Here is a 22,354-nt window from a genome sequence, read left to right on the forward strand (position 1 = left end):
GAAAGGTGAAACGTGTGGTGCTGAGGTATACCGAGCCCATGTCCTTCAATCTTCCGCTCAAAGATATGACTCTCCACGAGAAGCTTGCTGCGATGGAGTCTCTGTGGGAAGACATCGCCCGTACCCCGGAATCCATCCAATCCTCTGCTTGGCACAAAGATATCCTTGATGAGCGCCGCCAACGACTCGCCGATGGTCAATCCCAATTCACCGATTGGGAGACCGCCAAGGTGGACATCCGGAACAAGGTCTTGTGAGGACACCATTCCTGACGGAAGGTCTCATTATGACGTGTTCGCCGAATCGTCCGTATGTCCTATCACTGTTACCATCTGACTCGACCTTCGCTATGAATGTGCGACTCCAAGTACCTACCAGACTGAACGAGAACTAAGTCTGCGTTGCATTCGGCGGAACGGTCACCATGACATTGAGAATGGCCATGAGATGTAAATCGGTGTTGCTGTTAGCCCTGTGGGTGATGATGTTATCCGGGTGTGGCTCCGATCAAGAGGGCCAACTGATCGTGGACCATCAGCGGGCGGTGTACGAAAGCCTGGCGCTGCAAGATCAGCTTCAGCAGCAGGGTGGTGGGCATGCTGCGGCCGATCTCGGGATTGGGATCTCGAATCGGGGCATGGGCAAGTTGTTGTCGCTGCTCAAGGGGCTTGTCATCAGTCCAACCCAGCCGCCGAAAGGGTACGAAGATCTATCTGTACGGATCGAGGATATTCAACTGGTCAGTAGGGCAGGCCGCAGTGAGTTGGAATTGGAGTTTTCTCTTTCAAGCCCTGCCAACTCTCTTCAGTTTGCAGCCATGATGACGGGCGATCTCCTGTTCTTGCCGCCGGAACTTGATACCGACACACCTGAAGATCAACTGGCCTTCCGGATGAAGGTCCGAGAGCTCCATCCACGTCTTTCCTGGTATTCCTTGCCGCTCCAAAGCATCTCGACGATGCGCGACTATCTCCGGTATCGATTGATTGAACAGGTGGAGAAAAGTCTTGTGATGAAAGTGCCCACGGCCAAGCTGGACAAGCTTGTGTTGGGGCTTTCTGGAAGTGAAGTGATGAAGGATGAGGAGAAGGGGTTCCAGATCAAGATCGCCTATGCCAGTCCGAAGTTCGAGATGCCGCTCGTCGCTCGGTACTCGCAGTTCCTGATGACCGATTCGGGGTTCTGGATTTTTGCGCGGTACGGCGACAAGGCTCCGTCTATTCCCAAACCAGTGGCTCGTGTACCGAAGGAACAACTGGAGTCTGAAATCGGGCGCCTGACGTATGCCCTTCGGGCTGCCGCAGCTGGCTTGAATTTCTGGTCCGGTGATTCGGCGATTATCGTGAGGAAGCCACTGCTCGAGAAACTCACGGCGCAGTTCAATGAACGATCCAGCGATGAGCGTACCGTGTCGTTTCAATCCACCAGATCTCGCGGAAAGTTGTACGAGAAGCAATGGCGGGACAATCTGCTCGGGGACGGTGGACTGTCCGTCGAGTTGGATGGTCGTGATGCGGCTTGGGGAACTGTGACGCTCAAGCAGGTCACCTCGACCTGGAGCGAAAAGGGTTTAGCCTATTCCGCTTCGATTGATGTTGAGGCCAACACCATTCTGTACGTCCACTTTGATCCCTTGCTTGGAGGCGGTGTCGGGAAACGCGCCACGTTGGAAGGGACTGCATCCCCTGTGCTGGCCGGGACGTTGTCCTTTGCGATTCGCACGTACGCCGGAGTGCCGGTCCTGATCGCGATGAATCACCTCAACTGTTCGAAGTTTCCACTCACGGTACTAGATGACGGCGATCTCTCGGTGGGTGTGACAGTGAGTCAACTCGTCGGAGGGGGAAAGCCTACTCTGATTCCCGCGTTGATGGGTCTGCCAAAAATGATGAAGGCGGATCAGGTGCTTCGAGCAATCAAGGGTGTCAGCGTCACGGCGCCAAAACCGTTTGCGGCGATCACCTATGCACCGACGCAGTTCCTTGCTGATGCGAATGGGTTCCGGGCTGAGTTCGCGACATCGGCCGCGTGGAGTGAGGGTGAAGATGTTGATGCCGAAGAGCGAGTGAAAGAGGTCGTGGCACTACTTGGAAAAGACGAGACGTTCCCGTCTGCTCCGGATTGTGGTAAGCCGGACTCGATCAAGGTGCATATTGCCGGCATCGCGTTCGAGGGTGACCTCGGGCTGGGGCGGGTTATCACGTCTCTCGTCGATGGGGCACGGACAGGCACGAAGGGTATTGAGAATTTCTTGTCGACCGCCGGACGCAATGCGATCAACCCTTCGCCTGGGTCGGTTCTGCGCAAGCCGCTCGTTAATCCACTGGGGACGCTCAAGTGCCTCGGGACATTGCTGCAGAAGTGCGAGTAGGTTTGCGGCTCGATCTTAGTTCCATAGTGCAACATCATCCACTGCTGCCGGTTAAACCTTCCATTGCAGCCCCGCGCTAACAGGTTTTGGAAAAATATCGATTGATGTATTTCAACAGGCTTGTTCTGAGTTGCTCGAAGGGGTCAGCACGAACGGGCTACATCGGTCCCTTCAATAGCAATGCTGTTCGGCTTGAAGCTCAGGAAGTCTGCTGTGAGTTCATCCAACCGGATCCACGGAGGGTTTTCCGCATCCGGTTAAATCCAGCACAGTCTCTCCGATCACCACCCCAACTACCAACCGCATAGCCGCCCTGAATCCTTTTCGATTCACCGAATCAAAAGGGATTCACCGCTGAGGAATGTGGTCAGAGAGGCAACTGTAGAGTCCCTCAGAATTTGACTGGTTGCCGAACAGCATGTTCGGCCTGCTCCTTGCTAGAGACCACAGAGTATCGAGTTGCTTATGGCGAAGGCGTGCCGTGAGAAGCTCTTGATCCTGGACGCGAAGGTTCTGGATCCTTGAGCGTGGCATGTACGTACGAGTACGATCCTGACGGATGCTCATGGGTGGACAATTCAGTGAGATTGTGGCACAAGTCAACAGTTACTGTTCCTTATCATCAGATAGGCTGTGGATGAAGGAGTCGCTCGGGCTATAGGCCGTCTCATGTTGCAATTCCTCATTGTCTGGGCGAAGGAGAGAAGTATGAAGCAGTTCGGGATCATATTGGGTCTATGCCTCATTCTGACCGGGTGCGCGACGTCTTCCTGCCTGACGAATCTCCAACCTTGGCCGGATCCAAGTGGAAGGCACACCAATCTTCAGCAATGTTGGGAGAAGTCCGATCAAATCCGGTTCTATACCACCAATCAAGGGGGACAGATTGCTCCCTATGAGCTGATCAAGCATCTTGAAATGCCTCTCTCGACCGACAAGTTCTTTGCCCGCACTAATTTTGAGCGATGGCGATTCTTGTCCTTAGAAAAGACGGATCGGGATCATCGTTCTGATGTGGACCAGGAAGTGCACGACTGGCCGCTCGGCTTGGTCCTCACGCACACCTCCTCGGGGAAGGAAGCCTGGGAGGGGAACTGGCTGGGCCTGACCTGTGCGGGGTGCCATACCGGCCAAGTTGAGTATCAGGCGAAAAAGCTCCGCATCGATGGCGCGCCCACTATGGCCGATCTCAACCAATTTCTGTGGGACTTACAAGCCGCGCTCAAGGCCACCTATGAAGACGGGCTGCAGAATGGGGACAAGTTCAAGCGGTACGCCAAGAACTTTTCCGGAGAATGGGACAAGGCGCTGCTCGAACGGTTGGGTCGCGTCGTGACTGAAGGGGAGATGTGGCATCACCGGAACGACCCCCCGACGTCTCCTGGCTTTGCAAGGTTTGATGCCGTGGGGCTGATTTTCAATCAACTTATCTTCATGTCGGGCAGTGAGCCAGTCGGACCTGTCAAAAATGACGCTCCTGTGAGTTTCCCGTTTATTTGGGACACGTCCCACCATAATCAAACTCAGTGGAACGGAGTGGCTCCGGACATTCCCATGGTGCGCAATATCACTCAGGGTATTGGTGCATTTGCCAAATATGATCCGCATGCCGGCGCGTTCCAAGAGCCGAGCACGATTCCGCTCAGCAATCAGCGAACGTTACAAAACCTGGTGCATAAGCTTCGATCTCCCACATGGCCGGAGGATATCCTTGGGGCCATCGATCGCGAGAAGGCAGAACGTGGGCGGGTCGTCTTTGAGAAGAAATGCGCGAGTTGTCATGCCGATCAAAAGCGAGAAGAGCCACTCAAATACCTTCGGGTCACCATGACTCCGGTCAAAGACCTGAAAACAGACCGCAACATGGTAGCTAATGCCGATCACCGAGAATTGCGGGGTCCAGATGGCAGACAAGAAAAAGTTGCCGTAGCCGCTGGTCCCACGGTCAAGGATATTGTGTTCAGTTGGAGTCATGTCGGAGAAATTTTTCCGTTTGTGGGAGAAACGCTTGCCGCCGTTTGGCGGTGGGGATTCGATTTTGGGAGGGACGAGACGCAACTGGATCGCTATAAAGCCCGTCCGCTCGACGGCATTTGGGCGACAGCCCCCTACCTACATAACGGTTCCGTTCCCAATCTCTATCAGCTCCTGGTTTCAGAAGAGCGAAGGCCGTTTTACGTCGGCACGAGACAGTTCGACCCGAAACATGTCGGCTTCGAGACGGCTGACAAGAGCGGCACTTGGCTGGACACCGGCACATCAGGCAACTTGAATACGGGACATGATGCGTTCACCTATGGCGGTGAGCTTGATCTGGAGCAAGAGGTCTGGCCATTGATTGAATATATGAAGACGCTGTGATCAAAGTCTGCGTTGCGTAGTGATCGTGCTGTGTATGTCCTTAGAGCTTGAATTCAAACTCTAATATGCTGAGGCAGTAGCGAATCTTGACCCTGATGCCCATCTTGCCGCTCTTGCCATTGAGCATGGACTGACGCTCCAAACTACTGATGGAGGTTTTGCTGCGATTTTCGCAATTGGAATGACATAACCCTCTGGATAATAAACAACAGCAGTAACAGCGTATTGTGAATGCTCGATTGCAATACAACGCTGCCAGCCTTGTTGGACGCCAATACTTGGACATGAAGAGGGGCTGATGTGTCCTGCGACGGCAGAGCCTCCTCATCGGACAGGAGTTCGAAGAGCTTCGGTTCAGCGAGCGGTAGAAATCTTGGTAGGATTTGGTGTTTCGGAAGGCGTTTCGACAGTCTGGCCTCGTTGGTCTTTCACATAGACGCTGCCTTTCATGGCCTTCGCTCGCTTCTTGAGCTCTGACGCAATCTTACTCACATCGCCGGGGTGGGCAATGGGATTTCGCTCGTTGGTGACGACGGCGATCGACAGGCTCATGATCGGAAATTGTTCTTTATTACCCCGACGGTCCACGGAGTCAATGTAGCCCTTGAGGCGATCCTCTCGATCGTAGAAGTCTGGAATCACCAGATCAAATCGCTTGATGATGGTCTCGCAAATTGCGTCGATGGTATCCGGTCGGCTCATGAAGACAAAGTCGTCGCCCCCGACATGGCCGACAAATCCCTCCGAGCCTGCCAACTCGCCGACGACTGTGGTGAGGATGCGGCAGGCTACTATCAGCACTTCGTCTCCACGTCCATAGCCGTAGCGATCGTTGAATGACTTGAAATTGTCGATATCAAGATACGCGAGTGCGAAGGGCTGCTGGCTGTGGATCCGAGCGGTAGTTTCACAGAGGATGGTGGTGTTACCCGGCAGGCGAGTGAGAGGATTCGCGTCGAGTGAACGAGTGAGTCGGCTGAGACAGAGCCTGATGCGATGCACGACATCTTCGGTGCGATAGGGAACGGTGATGAAGTCGTCTACCCCTAACGAACCCCAGTCGATATCGTTGAGCCGACTGTCCCGGACGAAGACGATGAGCGGCAGACGCCCGAGGAAGGCATCGAGTTTGAGGTTGCGCGTGAGCGTTTCCACAGAGTGCCCGTTGGTTCCTTCCGCAGCCAGCACAAGACAGGGAGGATCATGGACAAGTTCATGGAGCGCGAGCTCGGGTAGATGGCCTTCCATCACGTGGAACCCGGCTTTCTCCAGGGCCGAGGTCAGAGTCGGGGTTGAGGTCAGCTCATTGTGCAGCAGCAGAATTCTTCGTCCGGCACTGGAGTGGTTCATAGGTAGTCGTCAATGGTCACAAACTCTTGTGAGGCCTTGTCGATGCATTCCGCCAGACTCTGCTTATCCAATCCGACCTGGTCCCAGGCCGGCCGGGACAGTGGTGGAATGAGGTCATCGCCGGGATTGCCACAGGCCAGCCCCTTGACCAAGATGTCAGCCACATGGACGATGGCCGTTTGCAGCGTGGCGTCCTTGGCCTGGGTTGGGTTGTGGTGATAGAGGATCGGTTCGCGGAGCGTGACCGGTAAATGCCATGCGCCTGCCAGGTAGCCGCCGATCTCCGCGTGTGACAGCCCTGTCAATTCCTGTTCCACGTCGAAGAGTGAGCGATCGGTGCAAGTCTTCAGCGCATCTTTGATACTGTTTCCGACGTCAGGCCACTTTACGTAGAGCACAACCTTGCCAATATCATGGAGGAGGCCGGAAACGAACAGTTCCTCGGGGTTCTTGATCTCGAGTCTCGTTGCGAGGAGGTTGGCGGTGATAGCGACGCCGAGCGAATGGCGCCACAGCTGGTCCATGCCCGCATCTTTCATGATGGTCAGCGCCGAGGCGCAGAGCGTCAGCCCCTTTACGACGTTAAAGCCCAGCACGATCACGGCGTGAGAGACAGAGCCGATTCTCGACGGAAACCCGTAAAAAGGGGAGTTAGCCAGTCGAAGCACTTTGGCAGCCAGCACCTGATCCTTCTCAATAATGGTGCCGATCTCCTCAGCCGACACGGTGGGACGACTGATCATAGCGGCCAGTCGTTGGACGACATGGGGGAGCGTGGGAAGGTCCCCCAGCTGCTCGATCCGGTTGCGGAGGTCTGTCGGATTGAAGAGGGTCATGCGGCCTCCGGCTTCTCGATGTCCGGTCCCATGCCATGGGTGGCGCGCAAGTGCGTGCGGAGCGTCTCGAGAATCAGCTGCTGAATGGGATCATGTGCGACATGTCGAAACCGGTGATCGAGTTCGGCTTCCAGCTCTTCCAGAGTTTTTCCGCCGGCATCCAGCGCATCGCCCTCAATATAGACTGAGGGCAACCCCAGCTCTTGGAGCCGTTGGATCAGCGCGGCGTTCAAGACTGTCCCGGCTGCGACAATGGGGAGCCCGTTGGCATTGGTGACCGGTCTCGCCAGCACCATATCCGGCAGGAGCTCATACACGACCACGCGTTTCATCTATTTGAAGCTCCTCATACTTCGGTCATATTTCATTGAACGTCAGGTGACTCAGCAGCATGTCCGGCGCAGGAGCGTTCACAGGCTGTCATCTCCTTATCGGAATCTTCGTACCCGTTCTAAAGACGATCTTGAATCGATGGGAGGAATAGATCAGCAGGTTGTTGAATGCCTATTGCTGGCATCAGGGTCTGACGACACAATACATGCTGTTGGATATCGCAGGAAAGCCACGCAGGATGTTCAACCTGTTCGTTCGGCGAGGCCGCGCGCTCGGGGCCTATTGTTCGCATCACGTCTCTCCTGAGCGAACGACGCTTCGCCGTTCGACATGTGCACGGCTCTGAGTGTTGTCGAAGGGCGGGAAACACTTCACTCGCTCGGATGCGCAGCGAGAACGAAGGTATCAAGCCTTCTCAACATTCCGTGAGATTACTCGAAGACGATGCGGGACCCGGGGGATTTCATCTTGAAGATCTGCAGAGCATTGTAGATGCCTTTTGCCGGGTGGTTCAGAATCAGGCGTGAGTTGGTGATGTGGGTATCGAGCAGTTCATACTGTCCGCCGCTGTAGTACAGATCGCAGTCGTCGATCTGGCAGTTCTTATAGACATGGTTGTCCAATGCCAACTTGGTCTTGCTGAAGGTCTGCCCGTCGATAACGATATAGTTTGGCTCAAGTCCCATAGTCGTCAGGTTGGCGAACTATAGCAAAGTCAGCGCGAGTCGTAAACCGGCGCGATAGGTGGACCGTCACGCATCGTGGGAACGGTTTCTAATTCGGGACGATTCGAAACACCGTGCCGCTCAGCGTGGTCAGATAGAGCTCTCCAAGGCCATCTTGGCCGAAACTTGAGATGGAGGGAGCTGCCAGCAGCGGCCATTCGGCTTTCTCAATGACCGAGCCGTTGTTCAAGCGGAAACTGCGGACGAACCCGGCACAGAAATCGGCGTAGAAGTAGGTTCCTTGGATGGCGGGCATGACTTGTCCTCGGTAGACATAGCCGCCGATGACGGAGCAGGCTCCCTTGTCGTGTGTGTATTCTACGATCGGGAGGGTGAGGGTTCCAGGATTGCAGTTCGATGTTGGATTGAAACAGGCTGATCCTTCCATGAGCCGCCAGCCGTAGTTCAGCCCGCGGCCCGCATGAGGACCCGTCGACACATTGATCTCTTCTCGCGCACCTTGGCCGACATCGCCGATGTAGAGATCATCGCCGTCAAACGAAAATCGCCAGGGATTGCGTAGTCCATAACCCCAGACGAGCGGATGGCCGCTGCCCAAGACGAATGGGTTGAGCGTTCCATTGGTGCAGGCTGTTCCGGTCGAGGGATCGATCCGGAGGAGTTTCCCTAATCGGTTTGTGAGGTGCTGCGCATTGTTGCTCGGATCCCCTGCACTACCCCCATCGCCGATTCCTGCATACAGACACCCATCCGGTCCGAATGCCACCATACCCCCGTTGTGGTTGGCGAAGGTCGGATGGGGAATGGAGACCAGGATTGCCTGTGAAGCCGGATCAGCAACGTTCGGATTCGTTGCCGAGGCTAGAAAGCGGGCAATAATGATCGTGCCGGTGGTATCTGTATAGTGGACGTAGAACCGGCCGTTGGAGTCGTACTGTGGGTCAAAGGCCAGCCCCAGGAGTCCTCGTTCCCCTCCGCTGGTGATACCGGTTATGGCCAGAAACGTTCCCAGCTCGGTTCCGCTCGTCCTCTCGAGAATCTTGATCGTCCCTCCTTGTTCCACCACAAACAGGCGATCGGCATCCCCGGGAGGCGCAGTCAGGAGTATCGGGGCGCTCAGATTCTTCGTAACCGTTTGAAGTTTGAGGCCAGTCAGAGCTGAGGCCGAGTTCCTGGTCGGGTTTTCGCTGCCGCAGGCAGCGAGTAAGCTGGCCAGGGACAAGCACTGAATTATCAAGCTGGATAGTTTCATGCGTAACCTCTTGTTCTATATGGAGATGAACGGTCTCTCTCCCTCTCGATCCGGCAGCATCTCTATCGCCCCTAAATAGATGTGAGAGATCTCATGTATCGGTCTCCCAGGGCATATTCGAGCAGCGGCTGCCAGTATGGATCAGATTGGGGAGGTGTTTGCAAGGTGACCGTATTTGGTCTTGATCCCTTCCGTGGGACTCCATTAGAATAGCCCAGCTTTTCGGGTGGCTCGCTTCGAAATCGACTCTGCCCACCTTAGGATTTACCCACTCGCGCATGTACTTTGGATGGGTTGAAGCCACGGAGAGCCGTGCGACATCAGGAATCCGTTTAACCAGTAGGAGGATCTCCCGTGAGTGACTCAGCGATTATCACATTTGCCCTCATCGCGGCCGTGGCGGGCATTGGCTATGGGTTGTACCTGGCGATGTGGGTGTTCAAGCTTGATGCCGGTAATGCAAAGATGCAGGAAATTGCAAAAGCCATTCAGGAAGGCGCCGGCGCCTACATGAACCGACAATACAAAACCGTCGGCTATGTCGCGGCGGGTCTGTTCGTCATTCTCGCAGCCGCCGGAGCCGTGTCGGATAAGTTTGGCCTACTCACAGCGGTTGGGTTCTTGGTCGGCGCGAGCGCGTCGGCGCTCGCCGGCTATGTGGGCATGATCATCGCCGTTCGAGCCAATGTGCGGACGGCCCAGGCCGCGCACAACGGGCTGAATGCAGCCCTGGTTGTGGCGTTTCGTGGTGGCGCAGTGACGGGCCTCTTGCTGATCGGCCTCGGGCTGCTGGCCATTACAGGGTTCTACACGATCGCCGAATCGATGGCCGGTCAGGAAAAGGCCATTCATGCGTTGCTGAGTCTTGGATTCGGAGGCAGCTTGATCTCCGTGTTCGCACGGGTCGGTGGCGGGATTTATACCAAGGCTGCAGACGTCGGAGCAGACTTGGTCGGCAAAGTGGAGGCAGGGATTCCGGAAGACGATCCACGGAACCCTGCGGTCATCGCGGATAACGTGGGTGACAACGTCGGCGATTGCGCAGGCATGGCGGCGGACCTGTTTGAAACCTACGCCGTCACGACGGTCGCGGCGATGGTGCTGGCCTTTACCATGTTCAAGGGAGCGACGGCTCCGATTCTGTATCCACTGATGTTGGGTGGTATCACGATCTTTGCGACGATCGTCGGCATTCTTTTTGTCAAGGTTGTTCCGGGTGGCGATATCATGCCCGCCCTGTATAAGGGGTTGTTTGTGGCCGGAGGGATTGCCGCACTGGCTTTCCTGCCCGTGACCTTTATGATCATGGGCGGAGTTGGCGGCGTCGGTGGATTCAGCTACTACATCGCCGCCCTGCTCGGCTTAGCGGTCACCTTGGCGCTTGTCTTCATCACCGACTACTACACCTCAAAGGAGTATGAGCCGGTGAAGTATATTTCGAAAGCCAGTGAAACCGGTCATGCGACCAACATCATCGCCGGTCTGGCGGTGGGGATGCAGTCGACAGCGGCTCCTGTCGTGGTGATTTCCATGGCGATCCTCGGTAGCTACTGGGTCTGTGGCGGTGCTGAGTCCGGTGGGCTGTACGGTGTGGCGGTTGCGGCCGTGGCCATGCTTTCGATGGCCGGGATTGTGGTCGCGATCGATGCGTTTGGCCCGATTACGGACAATGCCGGCGGTATCGCCGAAATGTCGCATCTGGGTAAAGAAGTTCGGGACATCACTGATCCATTGGATGCCGTGGGCAATACGACGAAGGCCGTCACCAAGGGTTATGCCATCGGGTCTGCCGGGTTGGCGGCCGTGGTGCTCTTTGCCGAATACTCGCGGGAAGTCGCAGCACATAATCCGGCGCTGGCGGCCTTCGATCTTTCAAATCCGAAAGTCTTGGTCGGTCTCTTTCTGGGCGGGATGTTGCCGTTTATCTTCGGCTCCATGTGTATGAGGGCCGTCGGTGAAGCAGGTGGGTTGATTGTGGAAGAAGTGCGCCGTCAGTTCCGGACGATCAAGGGAATTATGGAAGGCACGGGCAAGCCGGAGTACGGCACTTGTGTCGACATCGTGACTCAGGCCGCGATCCAAAAGATGATGATCCCCGGGTTGATCCCGGTGGTGTCGCCGGTGGTGATCGGTTTGGTGCTGGGCCCGCAAGCGCTCGGCGGGGTGTTAGTCGGCAGTATCGTCACCGGGCTCTTTGTCGCGATTTCGATGACGAGTGGAGGCGGTGCTTGGGACAATGCGAAGAAATTTATCGAAGAACAAGGGTTGAAGGGTACCGACACCCATAAGGCGGCGGTGACCGGTGACACGGTCGGTGATCCGTATAAGGATACGGCGGGACCGGCTGTCAATCCGATGATCAAGGTCATCAATATCGTCGCCCTGCTCATCGTGTCGTTGATTGCAGGCTAGGTTCATTACGACTTTATAAGCTGATTTCGACGATGAAGCGCCGTGTCCGACCAGGACACGGCGCTTGTCGTTTCCGCCCTTGCCTTGACGGGTTTCTGTTCCCTAGAGTAATGTGCATGTATGGTCGGTGGTTGCGAGCTGACCGCGAGGATTTCCCTGGGTGACAGGAGGTGCTCGAATGGAAAAGCAGGAACGAAAGCAAGAGCCGCGACGAGAACCACAAGGCAAGGAAGAGGTCAAGGCCAACCCGAAAGTCGTGGAGACCGGGAAGAAGCTGAAGGAAGATATCGACAAGCTGGTTGATGAAATTGACGACGTTCTCGAGAAGAATGCGGAGGAATTTGTAAAGAACTATGTGCAAAAAGGCGGTGAATAGTCTGGTGATCCCCTTCGAATCTCTTTCATTCCCTCTTGCCGGTACCCCGTTGGTGTTTCCTCTCTGCGTTGTTTGACAAAGAAGCAGCGACTTATTAGAGTCTGGCTCGTTTCCCTGAGTGTCCTATCCTGAATCGTCTCATGGCCCAGGTGTATGAAGGAGGCAGCGGTGAAGTCTAAGCTCTGGGTCTTTCGGCAAGTTGATCCGATCCAACGCGGCCGTCTCTCGCAGGCCCTCTCCATTTCTTCCGCAACCGCCTCGTTGTTGCTCAACCGAGGTGTGACGAATGTGGACCAGGCCTTGGCCTGGATGTCCCCGCTCCAAGCACATGATCCCTTCTTGATTCCCGACATCGAGCGGGCCGTCGACCGCTTGCATCAGGCGATGCAACGGCGGGAGCGGGTCTGCTTTTATGGCGACTATGATGTGGACGGTATGTCGGCAACCAGTGTGTACGTGTCATTTTTTCGCGATCTCGGAGCGTATGTCCGAGCCTACGTACCGCATCGCCTGCGTGAAGGGTATGGACTCAATGAACATGCGATTCGAGCCCTGGCGCAGGACGGCATCACGTTATTGGTGACGTCCGATTGTGGGACGACGTCACATCGTGAGATTGCCCTCGCGAGTCAACTGGGGATCGATGTGATCGTGACGGATCACCATCAGAGCGACATGGAGATGGTGCCGGCGTTAGCCGTGATGAACCCTCATCGGCCGGATGCGCAGTATCCGTTTCATGGACTCTGTTCAGGTGGTCTCGCGTACAAAGTTGTGCAGGCGTATGAGCAAACGTATGGCTCTGGTTCCGTACCCCTCGAGTCCTTGTTGGACCTGGTGGCGCTGGCGACCATCGCCGATGTGGTTCCGCTCCAAGACGAAAATCGACTGTTTGTTCGCGAGGGCCTGGCTCAGATTTCGCGTGGATCCCGTTGTGGCCTCCGGGCCTTGAAGCAGGTCGCCGGTGTGACCCGTGACTGCGCGGCGGATACGATCGCGTTTAAACTCGCGCCTCGGTTGAACGCCGCAGGGCGGTTGGATGAGGCGCTCAAAGGAGTCCGGCTGTTGACGACAGAGTCGGAAGGGGAAGCTCACGCGTTGGCCGAGGAGCTGGATCAGCTGAATCACAGGCGACGGGAACTCGAAGCGACCATCCTTGATGAGGCATTGACGCAGGTCGAGTCGCAGGAGTTGCCCGGAGGCATCGTATTATATGCACGAGGGTGGCATCTTGGGGTCGTTGGTATTGTGGCGGCCCGTATCATGGAACGCTTTCATCGTCCGACGATCATCATTGCAATTAATGAAGACGGGATCGGTAAAGGTTCAGCGAGGACTGTGCCGGGGTTTGATCTCTATCAGGCATTGGCCGGATGCCGAGATCTGCTGATCGCGTTTGGAGGCCATCCCAGTGCCGCGGGAGTAACGATCAAGGAAGAGCGATTACCGGAGTTCGCCGAACGGTTTGCTGCCACGGCCGAGGCCTGGATGCGCGGGACACAAACCGTTCCGATGTTGCACCTGGATTCCGAACTGCGGCTGGACGAGGTCACGTTACAGCTGATCCGAGAAATCGGGACGCTGCATCCATTCGGCGCGGGCAATCCAGAGCCGACCTTTGCCGTGAGGGGATTGAACGTCCTGCAGGCCCGCGTCGTGGGGGAGAAGCATTTGAAGATGACGGTTCGGCAGGGCGGGTCGGTACCGTTTGACAGTATCGGATTCGGAATGAAGTCCCTCGAAGAACAGGGATTGTCGCTCAAGACGCCGATCGATGTCGCATTTACGCCAGAGCTCAATCACTGGAACGGGCATGACCGAATCCAATTGCGTATTCGAGACATACGGGCGGCGGGAATCGAGTAACCGATGAAGTACGAAACGGTCACGAGCATCGATCAGTTGCTGGATCGGGTGCAATCGTATCAGCCCGATGCCGATCTTGGGATGGTGCGAAAGGCCTATGAATTTTCTGCGAAGGCGCATGAAGGTCAAACACGCCGTTCCGGGGAGCCCTATGTCAAACATCCCGTCGCCGTGGCGGGCGTGCTGACCTCATTGAAAACCGATGTGACGGCGATCGTCGCCGGGCTGCTGCATGATACGTTGGAAGATACGGTGGCGACGGCCGGCGAGTTGGAACGGGAGTTCGGCAAGGATGTGGTGCATCTCGTCGATGGAGTGACGAAAATCGGGAAGATCACGTTTAAGAGTTCCGAGGAGAAACAAGCCGAGAATTTCCGCAAAATGGTTTTGTCGATGGCGGATGATATTCGCGTCGTGATCATTAAGCTCGCCGATCGACTTCATAATATGCGAACGCTTGAGCATCTCAGCGAGGGAAAGCGTCTTGAGATTGCGCAGGAGACCCTGGAGATCTATGCGCCATTGGCCAATCGGATCGGGGTCGGGTGGGTGAAGAATGAACTGGAAGACCTCTGCCTCAAACACCTGAAGCCGGATGTGTACGAGATGTTACGGGTGCGTGTGGCGAAGCGTGATGAAGATCGTCAGCAGTACATTCAAGAGGTGCGGGAACTGGTCAAGAAAGCTTTGGGAGAACATGGTTTGTCCGGAGCCGTCTATGGCCGACCCAAGCATCTCTATGGCGTCTATCAAAAAATGAAGAAACAGGCGATCTCCTTCGAAGAGGTCTACGATCTCACCGCCTTGCGGATCATTACCGATACGAAGATGAACTGTTATGCGCTGCTGGGTGTGATTCACTCGCTGTGGCGCCCGCTTCCCGGCCGTTTCAAGGACTACATCGCCATTCCAAAATCCAATCTGTATCAATCGCTCCACACCACCGTGGTCGGACCCAAGGGCGAACATGTTGAATTCCAGATCAGAACGGAAGAAATGCATCGCGTGGCCGAATACGGGATTGCGGCGCATTGGAAATATAAGGAGCAGGGGCGTGTCCAGGATAAGGACAGCAAAGCCTTTGGGTGGCTGAGGCAGTTCATCGAATGGCAAAGCGATTTGCCGGACAATCGTCAGTTCATGGATTCCGTCAAACTCGAATTGTTCCACGATGTCGTCTATGTCTTCACGCCCAAAGGAACGGTCAAAGAGCTGCCGAAAGATTCGACCCCGGTTGATTTTGCCTATGCGATCCATACCGAGGTCGGCGACCATTGTGTGGGAGCAAAGGTGAACGGCAAGATTGTGCCGCTCAAATACGAGCTGGAGAGCGGCGACACGATTGAAATTCTGACCTCGCCGAATCAGACGCCGCACAAAGATTGGCTGAAGTTTGTCCGTACCTCACGGGCGAAGACAAAAATCAAACACTGGATCAAAGCCGAAGAGCAGAAGCGAAGCTTAGAGATCGGTCGGCGATTACTGGAGACGGAATTCCGTCGGCATGGATTGGCCCCTGCTCAAGTATTGAAGTCGAGCGAATTGGTTGAGGTTGCCAAGCAAGAAGGATACGAAACGACCGATGAACTGACGATTGCCATTGGGTTTGGGCATATTGCGACGGCCCAGATTGTCAATCGGCTGGTTACACCGGCATCCGGGACCACACCGGTTGTCCCTGAACCCTCAACATCCCAGAAGGTCTTGAGCGGCCGAGGCGGAGAACAGAGTGTTCAGGTCAAGGGTGGGCGTGATTTGCTGATGCAGTTGTCCCGCTGCTGTAATCCGGTCCCCGGCGATCGAATCTTAGGTTATATCACTCGAGGAAGAGGACTCACGATCCACTCCGTGGATTGTCCGAATCTGGAGGCATTGGACTATGACCGGGCTCGGTTGGTGGAGGTGGAATGGGATACCGCTGCTCCCAGCCTCCATGCGGTCAAGATCGCCGTCATTGCCGAAGATAGAACCGGTGTGTTGGCGAATGTCTCCTCGGCGATCGCTGAATGCAAAGCAAATATCAGCCGCGCTGAGATCATTACGCGGGAAGACCGCAAGGCCGAGTTGGATTTTATTGTAGAGGTTGCCGACACGGCTCATTTGAATCGAGTCCTGAAAACCATTGAACGGATCGATGGTGTGATTACCTCACGGCGAATTCGGTCGTGGCAGCATTGATCAAGATGAGGGTTGAGGGTCGGGCTTCATTTGGGATCAGGAAGCAGTATGTTGTCTGAAGCGCCAGAGTAGTTTTTAGGACGGTTAGGGTTGGCCGAACTGTAATTTTGATCCTTTCTCGATCTTATATCCGTCAACCGTTCCCCCAGCGATCTCAAGAACGTACACCGCGTCATCACTGTTCGGGCGATATTGCGGGCAGGAGTCATCACTCTTCGTGCAAATCGGCACATTGCGCTCGATGTGTGTCACGCGTTTCTTCCCGTCAATCCAGATGAGGTCGAGCGCGATCTTGGTGTTCTTCATCCAGAAGTTCCAGGCCTGGGGTTGGCCGAAGAAAAACAGCATGCCGTGGTCCTTTTTGAGCTGGTCTCGATACATCAGCCCCACCGAGCGCTTTAATGGCGTGTCGGCGACCTCGGCCTTGATCGTGACGCCAGACGGCGTTTGAATGGAGACCAGGTCAGATCCTGCGGCGCGGCTTGCCGGTACGTCGATGGCAAGGAATCCACCGGTGATGACGAGATAGAGAACAAGCCCAGCTGAGAGTGTTTGGCGCATCAGCGCATCCTAATGATCGCGACCTTCTTCAGTCAAGAAGGCTGGCTGGGTGAGGCTGGTGATGGGTCCCACCATGTTGCAATCTCGTCGCGTCTTGTGCGATTCTCCAGCGCTAATCAAGCGAGGAACTTATGCAAGAGAAGCGGCGGGTGTTGTACAAAAAAGGCGTGTTCGTGTGTCCTGGGTGTCGTCAGTCTTATGTTCAGGAGAAATGGATCGAGGAGTGGCGGATTCGTTGTCACCGCTGCACCTATCGGGGAACGCTGACCGAAGTGTCGGTGGAAGAGCATATGGAGGAAGAGACATTCCGACACTAAGCATCTGACCGTTTATTATCTGGACCATCACCCTGTGGCCGCACTCTGCACGCAGCATTCGTCTCCAACCCCCTCCCTGTCTTTTATTGCTATAGCCCTGCTGCTCTTCACGCTCTCCACCGGCTGTGCCTCGAGATCCTGGGCGGACGAGGCCTTTCCGGTCGTGAAGATTCTCGTGACGTACCACTCATCTTCCGGCAATACAGAGCGGATGGCGGAGGCGGTCGTTGAGGGGGCCCGGTCTGTGCCGAATACCGTGGTGGTGCTTAGACGTGTAAATCTGGTCACGGCGGAAGATCTGTTCTCCTCCGATGCGGTGATCGTCGGGTCACCGGTCTACTGGTCCAACATGTCCGGAGAGGTCAAAACGTTCTTCGACAATTGGCAGTTCAAGTTCGGTGTGTTTCCCGAGTTCAAAATGAAGAACAAAGTCGGTGCGGCGTTTGCGACCGGAGGACAGGTCTCCAGCGGCAAGGAAGTGACGATGCTGACGATTCTTGCCGCCATGCTGGGCAATCAGATGATCGTAGTAAGCGGCGGAGGTGCATTCGGAGCATCCGCCACAACAGAAGGCGACAGTCCGGGGATAGACAAGAACGAACTGGCCGATGCGAGGGCTCTGGGTCAACGAGTTGCAGATGTCGCCAAACTGATCAGTAGAGCCTCTGCTAAGTAAACTGATTCTTGCGCAGGCACCTTCCATCGACAAACATATAGGAGCCATTGGAATGGAGGCGTATCCGGAGGAAGAGTGCTGTGCGGTGAAGCGGTGAACGTCTCGGTGCGGTTTCAGTAAGAAGACAAGTTGATTACCTGGGGCAGGAGGTGGCGGCTCCTTGCGCGGCGACCTCGACAAATTCATGGATGTTCTTGGCGCAGCGTCCGCAACAGCCGTGACACTTGAGGTCAAACTTGGTTTTAAGTTGGTTGGCCATCACGATTCCGGCTCGACCCGCCGCTCGAACCTCCGACTCGGTGATTCCTTTGCACAGGCACATGTACATGGAATTCCCCCTTTTGCGATTATGAGAAGCATTCTCAGTATGCCAGATGGTGGGTATTCTGTCAACTCGTCCAAAGCGCTCTCCTAGAGGCCTATTTGGTGCCCATTTCCGAGTCTGTCTGGCTGGAAATGGATAGCAGATGGAATTAAACGATCGGCATAGCGCTCGAGGTGAGCATGTCTGTCCGCACCATCGCATTCAATAAGCCCTACGGGGTGCTACCATGTTTTACCGATTCAGAGGGGAGACCGACGCTGGCGGATTATGTCAGTGTACCCGATGTCTATGCGGCGGGGCGTCTTGATCAGGACAGCGAGGGACTCATGATCTTGACCTCGGATGGCAACCTTGCCCACCGGATTACCGACCCACAGCATAAGCTACCGAAAGTGTATCTGGTGCAGGTGGAACGAGTCCCCAATGAACGAGCCGTTACACAACTTAGCCAAGGAGTCGTGCTAGGCGGAACGCGGACGAGACGAGCAACGGTGAGGCTGCTTGCTGAGGAGCCTATGCTGCCTGAACGTTCAGTGCCGATCAGGTTTCGGAAACACGTCCCAACGGCCTGGCTGGAGATCACGATCCATGAAGGTATGAATCGTCAAGTTCGCCGCATGACGGCAGCGGTCGGTCATCCCACCTTGCGGCTGGTTCGTATCGCCATTGGCGCCGTTCGTCTAGGCGATCTCAAACCCGGGGAGTGGCGAGACTTGCAGGAGGATGACATCCCGCCTCTTCGCAGTCGTCCTTCCGCTTCCCGACGCGATGCCTGACATCATCTCTGTCACCACCAATCTTGTGACTTACATCGTTTCTTCCAGCTGTTCGACCATCTCCCGGATCGTATCGAACCCCGATTGCCAGAAGGCTTCGGAAGTCATATCGACACCGACGGTAGCGAGGATTTGCTGTGGCGACTGCGAACCGCCGGTGGCCAGGAGATCCAGATACTTCGGGACAAACGCAGGGCCTTGTTCCTTGTACATGCGGTAGAGTGCCAGCACGAGCAAGTTCCCAAAGCTGTAGGCGTAGCAGTAGAATGGGCTGGCAAAAATATGGGGAATGGTCAGCCACTCCCATTGAAATTCATCCGGCACTTTGACGGCCTTACCAAACTGTTGCCGCAGCTCCTGTCCATAGGTCTTCGCCAATTGATCGGCCGTTGCACCGTCCGCGATCATCTGATGGGCCAACTTTTCAAAACGAACGAAGTAGGCTTGCCTCAGTACAGTGGCGTAAATGTCGTCCAATTGGCCCAACAGAAGGCCTTGCTGAACGGCTTTGTTTCGTTCCTGGGACATCAACGCGTCGGAGAGTATGCGCTCCCCGAAGACGGATGCCGTTTCCGCCAGGGGCAGTGTTGAATGGAAGGTGAAGGTAGAATGGTCTTTGGCCAGCATGCCATGGACGGCATGGCCGAGTTCATGGGCCATAGTCGCAATGTCGCGGGCTTCCCCCGTGTAGTTCAGCATGACATAGGGTGTCATGCCTGGAACGATGCTGTAGCAGTAGGCGCCGCCCAGTTTGCCTGAGCGTGTCGGGGCGTCGATATGTCGATCTCGAAACACTTGCTCTGCTAATTCCGCCAGGCGAGGTGAAAAGCCCCGGTACGCGTCGAGCACCATCGTGATGGCATCAGCGTATCGGTATTTTTTTGTCTCTGTCCGGTGCGGCGCGTAGAGATGGTATCGGCTCATCGATTTGATTTTGCAGATCTTGGCTTTGAGTTTGAAATAGGTTTGAAAGATGTCGGCGTTCTTCGCGCAGGACGCCAGGAGGACGTCGACGGCCTGGTCCGGTACGTCGTTGCTGAGATTGCGACTGGCGATGGGAGAAGAAAAACGGCGGAGCCCGAGGTTTTCCGATTTCAGATCATTCACGAGCGTTTTGTAGATCTCTCCCAACAAGTCGCGCTGGGTTGCAAAGACACGATAGAGTTCCTGATAGGCAGCCTGACGGACAGGAGCCTTCGGGTTCCGCACGTAGGTCATCAGTTCTTCCCGATTGACGCTCTTTTTCTTTCCGCCGACGGTTATGGTGAAGGTGAATCCGTTTGTCACGACATCGTAGAGGGTGTGGACGGCGCTTCGGCCCGTGACGTTTTTGAGGTTGAGGATCTTTTCTTCCGGCTCGGACATGGTGTGCGGCTTGAAGCGCCGGATGGTCTCCAGGTGATAGCGCAGATCGCCCGCATCAGCCATCAGGCGCGCCGCATTGACGTCGTCTACGCCCTGCCACCAGAGTTCGAAGAACAGCAATCGATTCGTCAGGCCGGTCAGCTGTTCTTCCACCCGGGTCTTCAATGAACGAGCATCGGCATCTTTCGTGTTTTCGGAAAACCGCAGATAGGTATAGGCCCCGAGACGCGATGCGCCCTGTGCGATCTCCTCGCTGAGCTGGAGCACCTTGAGAAAATCATGGCTGGACATGGAGGGGGTCACTGTCGATCGTGCGGCTTCTATCTTCATGACCTTCGATTCCAGATCGGCAAGCTGGGCGGCGATGTCAGCCACTGGATCGTTGACCAGCTGGGTAAGGTCCCATCGGTCTGGAAAGGTCGAGCGGCTTCGTTTGGTGACAGGTTGCTTCGCGGATGTTCGGGCCATCGGGTACTCCTTGATACGTGAATCGAATAATGGCCGATCATATCATCGGTCTCATTCGGGAGAAGAGAAAAATGTGAGGCCGCAGGCGGAACCTGCATACACGCATTGACGGAGGCGTCGAGAATGTGACAGGTTTTTAGCGTCGTGGCCATGACTGAACAAGAAATCAATCGTGCCATTCAATATGTGACGGCCAGCACGTCGTATGGAAAGGATATGGTCGCCGAGATCTTGCACATTGGACTGGGTGAACTTGTGACGTTGGCGACGCAGTCCAGCCGGCAGTTCGACCGGGAGACGCTCTTGGAGTACGTATCACAATGGACGATCAGGCAAACTGGTCAGCCGGAACCGCTGGTCCGTGAGGTGTTGGGTTGTGCCGGTCGATGGTTGGACGATTTGTATGAAGAGGTGGCACAGCGTCGACCGGAGTCGCTTGGCTTATCACCCAACGATGATGAAGATTCGGCATCGGTATGAACGATGGCGAGATTTCGTCCACGAAAGACGGTCAGGTTGGTTGCACCGCTTCACGGTGAGCATCCAGCGCACGTGCCCGCGTGGAAGCGAGAGGAACAAGGCCTGTCGCGGAGTCTCCACGACCGGTGGTCGGCCCTCCATCGGCACTGTACGGATCAATCGAGCCATCTGCGCCTCAACCGACTCGTTCGTCGTCTCACACACTATGATTATGGGGTGAGGGAATCCGCGCTCGCTGAATTGGAATTGGCGACCCAGCTGATTTGCACCGGGGCCCACGTCACGTTTCTGCCGGAATCCCAAGCCCGCACAGCCGATCTCGAATGCCGCGTCGGAGGTGAACGGTTCTTCGTGGAAGTCACCACGATGGTGGGGTCAGCGGAGCGGCAACGATTGCCGGTGCGTGGGCTTGATCTCGATGAGGTTGCTGGTGAGGAGGAAGATCGTGGGGTGATTCTCACCCACCGGATTCTGGCGCGTATTCGTCAGAAGGCCAAACAACTCGCCGACTATTGTGATCCGGTCGTGCTCGGGATTTCGATCCCACGGGCCGATCTGCAGGGTGACAGAGCGACTAGGCCGGAAGAGATCTGGTTGGATCTGAAAATGCTGGCCGGCACGGTGACGGTGCTCTTGATGAGTCTTCGTTCAATCAGTGCGGTGGTGATTTCGTTGTGGGATGTTGAGCCTTTGCCGTCAAAAGCCGGGACCAGATTGGCTAATGTCGAAGTGATGGAGCGTCCACAACACCAGAAAGCTCAACCACGAGTGCGGTTGTTGATTCAGAACCCACGCGCATTAGCCTCATTCTCCGAACTGCAGAGGGACTCTATTGGTCAACTATTGTAACTGTGCCGTACTGTCATTATTCTGCTCACGAGCTCAGAGTAAAGAGGCCGTCGACGAGTCACAACACGTCAGGAAGGTACTGAGCCTTTGAGCAGTTCGAGATTCTTCGTTACCATGGCATCACCATTCTTGGTGGAGACATCGATGCCAGTTGCACAGATTGTACGGCATTCGTCGATCCGATTCAGTTTATGGAGTGACTGTGCCAGTGCAAAGTAGGCGGCGGAGTAGGTCGGCTTCACTGTGATGCATTGTTGTAGCGCCTTGGCGGCTTCTTCAAAATTCCCATCGTCCATATAGGCTTTCCCCAAGCCAAACCAGGCCACATCGTCGTTCGGATCGATGGCGAGCACTTTCTTGAGCGGTTCAATTCTAGGATTTGGCATTATTCCCCTCCGTGTGAGGACGATAGCAGCGCCACTCGTACATTGTCTATGACGTTTTCTGCGTGATAATCTGACGGTCGATGCGTCCAGAGTTTTACGTTTCAGGTTTCTTGTTTCGAGTCACGACTGC

At 55.5% G+C, this 22,354-nt stretch carries 21 protein-coding genes; 12 read left to right on the top strand and 9 right to left on the bottom strand.

What is annotated here, in order from left to right:
* Positions 1 to 14: 14 nt before the first annotated feature.
* The 3 genes from ACMTNU_RS06160 to ACMTNU_RS06170 all read left to right on the top strand — a co-directional run bounded on the left by ACMTNU_RS06160 (position 15) and on the right by ACMTNU_RS06170 (position 4,732).
* On the top strand, positions 15 to 257 hold the full coding sequence (locus ACMTNU_RS06160; RefSeq protein ID WP_413934351.1) for an addiction module protein: 243 nt from the start codon (positions 15 to 17) through the stop codon (positions 255 to 257).
* A gap of 185 nt (positions 258 to 442) precedes the next feature.
* A complete protein-coding gene (locus ACMTNU_RS06165) occupies positions 443 to 2,371 on the top strand; it encodes a hypothetical protein (RefSeq protein ID WP_413934352.1) in 1,929 nt (642 codons plus the stop codon).
* Between the two features lie 708 nt (positions 2,372 to 3,079).
* Positions 3,080 to 4,732, top strand: a complete 1,653-nt coding sequence (locus ACMTNU_RS06170; RefSeq protein WP_413934353.1) for a di-heme-cytochrome C peroxidase — start codon at positions 3,080 to 3,082, stop codon at positions 4,730 to 4,732.
* A 354-nt stretch (positions 4,733 to 5,086) separates the two neighbouring features.
* Here the strand turns inward: ACMTNU_RS06170 and ACMTNU_RS06175 are convergent, their stop codons facing one another.
* From ACMTNU_RS06175 to ACMTNU_RS06195, 5 genes are all read right to left on the bottom strand, one after another.
* Complete coding sequence (locus ACMTNU_RS06175) at positions 5,087 to 6,082, bottom strand: diguanylate cyclase domain-containing protein (protein ID WP_413934354.1); 996 nt, start codon at positions 6,080 to 6,082, stop codon at positions 5,087 to 5,089.
* Positions 6,079 to 6,918: an HDOD domain-containing protein gene (locus ACMTNU_RS06180; protein WP_413934355.1), complete on the bottom strand. Its 840-nt coding sequence runs from the start codon at positions 6,916 to 6,918 to the stop codon at positions 6,079 to 6,081. Before ACMTNU_RS06180 ends, ACMTNU_RS06175 begins: the two co-directional genes overlap by 4 nt.
* Positions 6,915 to 7,250: a hypothetical protein gene (locus ACMTNU_RS06185; protein ID WP_413934356.1), complete on the bottom strand. Its 336-nt coding sequence runs from the start codon at positions 7,248 to 7,250 to the stop codon at positions 6,915 to 6,917. The genes ACMTNU_RS06180 and ACMTNU_RS06185 overlap by 4 nt, the downstream gene beginning before the upstream one ends.
* A gap of 432 nt (positions 7,251 to 7,682) precedes the next feature.
* The gene (locus ACMTNU_RS06190; protein ID WP_413934357.1) at positions 7,683 to 7,937 is read right to left on the bottom strand and encodes a hypothetical protein; all 255 of its coding nucleotides are present in this window, start codon (positions 7,935 to 7,937) and stop codon (positions 7,683 to 7,685) included.
* Positions 7,938 to 8,025: 88 nt separating this feature from the next.
* Complete coding sequence (locus tag ACMTNU_RS06195) at positions 8,026 to 9,189, bottom strand: PQQ-dependent sugar dehydrogenase (protein ID WP_413934358.1); 1,164 nt, start codon at positions 9,187 to 9,189, stop codon at positions 8,026 to 8,028.
* A gap of 354 nt (positions 9,190 to 9,543) precedes the next feature.
* Between ACMTNU_RS06195 and ACMTNU_RS06200 the strand changes: the two genes are divergently transcribed.
* The 4 genes from ACMTNU_RS06200 (at position 9,544) to ACMTNU_RS06215 (ending at position 16,021) form a co-directional block, all read left to right on the top strand.
* Entirely contained in the window at positions 9,544 to 11,601 is a 2,058-nt protein-coding gene (locus ACMTNU_RS06200; protein ID WP_413934359.1) for a sodium-translocating pyrophosphatase, read from the top strand.
* A 178-nt stretch (positions 11,602 to 11,779) separates the two neighbouring features.
* The gene (locus ACMTNU_RS06205; protein ID WP_086426610.1) at positions 11,780 to 11,977 is read left to right on the top strand and encodes a ubiquitin-like protein Pup; all 198 of its coding nucleotides are present in this window, start codon (positions 11,780 to 11,782) and stop codon (positions 11,975 to 11,977) included.
* A 168-nt stretch (positions 11,978 to 12,145) separates the two neighbouring features.
* On the top strand, positions 12,146 to 13,843 hold the full coding sequence (recJ, locus tag ACMTNU_RS06210) for a single-stranded-DNA-specific exonuclease RecJ (protein WP_413934360.1): 1,698 nt from the start codon (positions 12,146 to 12,148) through the stop codon (positions 13,841 to 13,843).
* A gap of 3 nt (positions 13,844 to 13,846) precedes the next feature.
* On the top strand, positions 13,847 to 16,021 hold the full coding sequence (locus tag ACMTNU_RS06215) for a RelA/SpoT family protein (protein WP_413934361.1): 2,175 nt from the start codon (positions 13,847 to 13,849) through the stop codon (positions 16,019 to 16,021).
* An 84-nt stretch (positions 16,022 to 16,105) separates the two neighbouring features.
* On the opposite strand, the gene ACMTNU_RS06220 is transcribed toward ACMTNU_RS06215, so the two are convergent.
* A complete protein-coding gene (locus ACMTNU_RS06220) occupies positions 16,106 to 16,582 on the bottom strand; it encodes a DUF192 domain-containing protein (RefSeq protein WP_413934362.1) in 477 nt (158 codons plus the stop codon).
* A gap of 131 nt (positions 16,583 to 16,713) precedes the next feature.
* On the opposite strand from ACMTNU_RS06220, the gene ACMTNU_RS06225 reads away from it, so the two are divergent.
* The gene (locus ACMTNU_RS06225) at positions 16,714 to 16,899 is read left to right on the top strand and encodes a hypothetical protein (RefSeq protein ID WP_090747688.1); all 186 of its coding nucleotides are present in this window, start codon (positions 16,714 to 16,716) and stop codon (positions 16,897 to 16,899) included.
* Positions 16,900 to 16,933: 34 nt separating this feature from the next.
* Complete coding sequence (locus tag ACMTNU_RS06230; RefSeq protein ID WP_413934363.1) at positions 16,934 to 17,575, top strand: flavodoxin family protein; 642 nt, start codon at positions 16,934 to 16,936, stop codon at positions 17,573 to 17,575.
* Between the two features lie 133 nt (positions 17,576 to 17,708).
* Here the strand turns inward: ACMTNU_RS06230 and ACMTNU_RS06235 are convergent, their stop codons facing one another.
* Positions 17,709 to 17,903 carry a bacterioferritin-associated ferredoxin gene (locus ACMTNU_RS06235; RefSeq protein WP_413934364.1) on the bottom strand — a complete coding sequence of 65 codons (195 nt, stop codon included), beginning with the start codon at positions 17,901 to 17,903 and terminating at the stop codon, positions 17,709 to 17,711.
* Positions 17,904 to 18,079: 176 nt separating this feature from the next.
* Here ACMTNU_RS06235 and ACMTNU_RS06240 point away from each other — a divergent pair, with 176 nt between their 5' ends.
* Complete coding sequence (locus ACMTNU_RS06240) at positions 18,080 to 18,676, top strand: pseudouridine synthase (protein WP_413934365.1); 597 nt, start codon at positions 18,080 to 18,082, stop codon at positions 18,674 to 18,676.
* Positions 18,677 to 18,706: 30 nt separating this feature from the next.
* On the opposite strand, the gene ACMTNU_RS06245 is transcribed toward ACMTNU_RS06240, so the two are convergent.
* Positions 18,707 to 20,509, bottom strand: a complete 1,803-nt coding sequence (locus ACMTNU_RS06245) for a M3 family oligoendopeptidase (RefSeq protein ID WP_413934366.1) — start codon at positions 20,507 to 20,509, stop codon at positions 18,707 to 18,709.
* 150 nt (positions 20,510 to 20,659) lie between these two features.
* Here ACMTNU_RS06245 and ACMTNU_RS06250 point away from each other — a divergent pair, with 150 nt between their 5' ends.
* Complete coding sequence (locus ACMTNU_RS06250; protein ID WP_413934367.1) at positions 20,660 to 20,989, top strand: hypothetical protein; 330 nt, start codon at positions 20,660 to 20,662, stop codon at positions 20,987 to 20,989.
* Between the two features lie 3 nt (positions 20,990 to 20,992).
* Entirely contained in the window at positions 20,993 to 21,838 is an 846-nt protein-coding gene (locus tag ACMTNU_RS06255; RefSeq protein ID WP_413934368.1) for a hypothetical protein, read from the top strand.
* 68 nt (positions 21,839 to 21,906) lie between these two features.
* Here the strand turns inward: ACMTNU_RS06255 and ACMTNU_RS06260 are convergent, their stop codons facing one another.
* Positions 21,907 to 22,224: a tetratricopeptide repeat protein gene (locus ACMTNU_RS06260; protein WP_413934369.1), complete on the bottom strand. Its 318-nt coding sequence runs from the start codon at positions 22,222 to 22,224 to the stop codon at positions 21,907 to 21,909.
* Positions 22,225 to 22,354: the final 130 nt, after the last annotated feature.

The organism is Nitrospira sp. BLG_1, from assembly GCF_047338595.1.
Classification (GTDB): domain Bacteria; phylum Nitrospirota; class Nitrospiria; order Nitrospirales; family Nitrospiraceae; genus Nitrospira_D.

What these genes read in the sequence shown, in the direction of transcription:
- ACMTNU_RS06240 (WP_413934365.1), top strand. Translation starts at nt 18,080, where the DNA reads ATGTCTGTCCGCACCATCGCATTCAATAAGCCCTACGGGGTGCTACCA.
- ACMTNU_RS06260 (WP_413934369.1), bottom strand. Translation starts at nt 22,224, where the DNA reads ATGCCAAATCCTAGAATTGAACCGCTCAAGAAAGTGCTCGCCATCGAT.
- ACMTNU_RS06215 (WP_413934361.1), top strand. Translation starts at nt 13,847, where the DNA reads ATGAAGTACGAAACGGTCACGAGCATCGATCAGTTGCTGGATCGGGTG.
- ACMTNU_RS06175 (WP_413934354.1), bottom strand. Translation starts at nt 6,082, where the DNA reads ATGAACCACTCCAGTGCCGGACGAAGAATTCTGCTGCTGCACAATGAG.
- ACMTNU_RS06250 (WP_413934367.1), top strand. Translation starts at nt 20,660, where the DNA reads ATGACTGAACAAGAAATCAATCGTGCCATTCAATATGTGACGGCCAGC.
- ACMTNU_RS06185 (WP_413934356.1), bottom strand. Translation starts at nt 7,250, where the DNA reads ATGAAACGCGTGGTCGTGTATGAGCTCCTGCCGGATATGGTGCTGGCG.
- ACMTNU_RS06165 (WP_413934352.1), top strand. Translation starts at nt 443, where the DNA reads ATGAGATGTAAATCGGTGTTGCTGTTAGCCCTGTGGGTGATGATGTTA.
- ACMTNU_RS06245 (WP_413934366.1), bottom strand. Translation starts at nt 20,509, where the DNA reads ATGGCCCGAACATCCGCGAAGCAACCTGTCACCAAACGAAGCCGCTCG.
- ACMTNU_RS06205 (WP_086426610.1), top strand. Translation starts at nt 11,780, where the DNA reads ATGGAAAAGCAGGAACGAAAGCAAGAGCCGCGACGAGAACCACAAGGC.
- ACMTNU_RS06180 (WP_413934355.1), bottom strand. Translation starts at nt 6,918, where the DNA reads ATGACCCTCTTCAATCCGACAGACCTCCGCAACCGGATCGAGCAGCTG.
- ACMTNU_RS06195 (WP_413934358.1), bottom strand. Translation starts at nt 9,189, where the DNA reads ATGAAACTATCCAGCTTGATAATTCAGTGCTTGTCCCTGGCCAGCTTA.
- ACMTNU_RS06225 (WP_090747688.1), top strand. Translation starts at nt 16,714, where the DNA reads ATGCAAGAGAAGCGGCGGGTGTTGTACAAAAAAGGCGTGTTCGTGTGT.
- ACMTNU_RS06220 (WP_413934362.1), bottom strand. Translation starts at nt 16,582, where the DNA reads ATGCGCCAAACACTCTCAGCTGGGCTTGTTCTCTATCTCGTCATCACC.
- ACMTNU_RS06190 (WP_413934357.1), bottom strand. Translation starts at nt 7,937, where the DNA reads ATGGGACTTGAGCCAAACTATATCGTTATCGACGGGCAGACCTTCAGC.
- ACMTNU_RS06235 (WP_413934364.1), bottom strand. Translation starts at nt 17,903, where the DNA reads ATGTACATGTGCCTGTGCAAAGGAATCACCGAGTCGGAGGTTCGAGCG.
- ACMTNU_RS06255 (WP_413934368.1), top strand. Translation starts at nt 20,993, where the DNA reads ATGGCGAGATTTCGTCCACGAAAGACGGTCAGGTTGGTTGCACCGCTT.
- ACMTNU_RS06170 (WP_413934353.1), top strand. Translation starts at nt 3,080, where the DNA reads ATGAAGCAGTTCGGGATCATATTGGGTCTATGCCTCATTCTGACCGGG.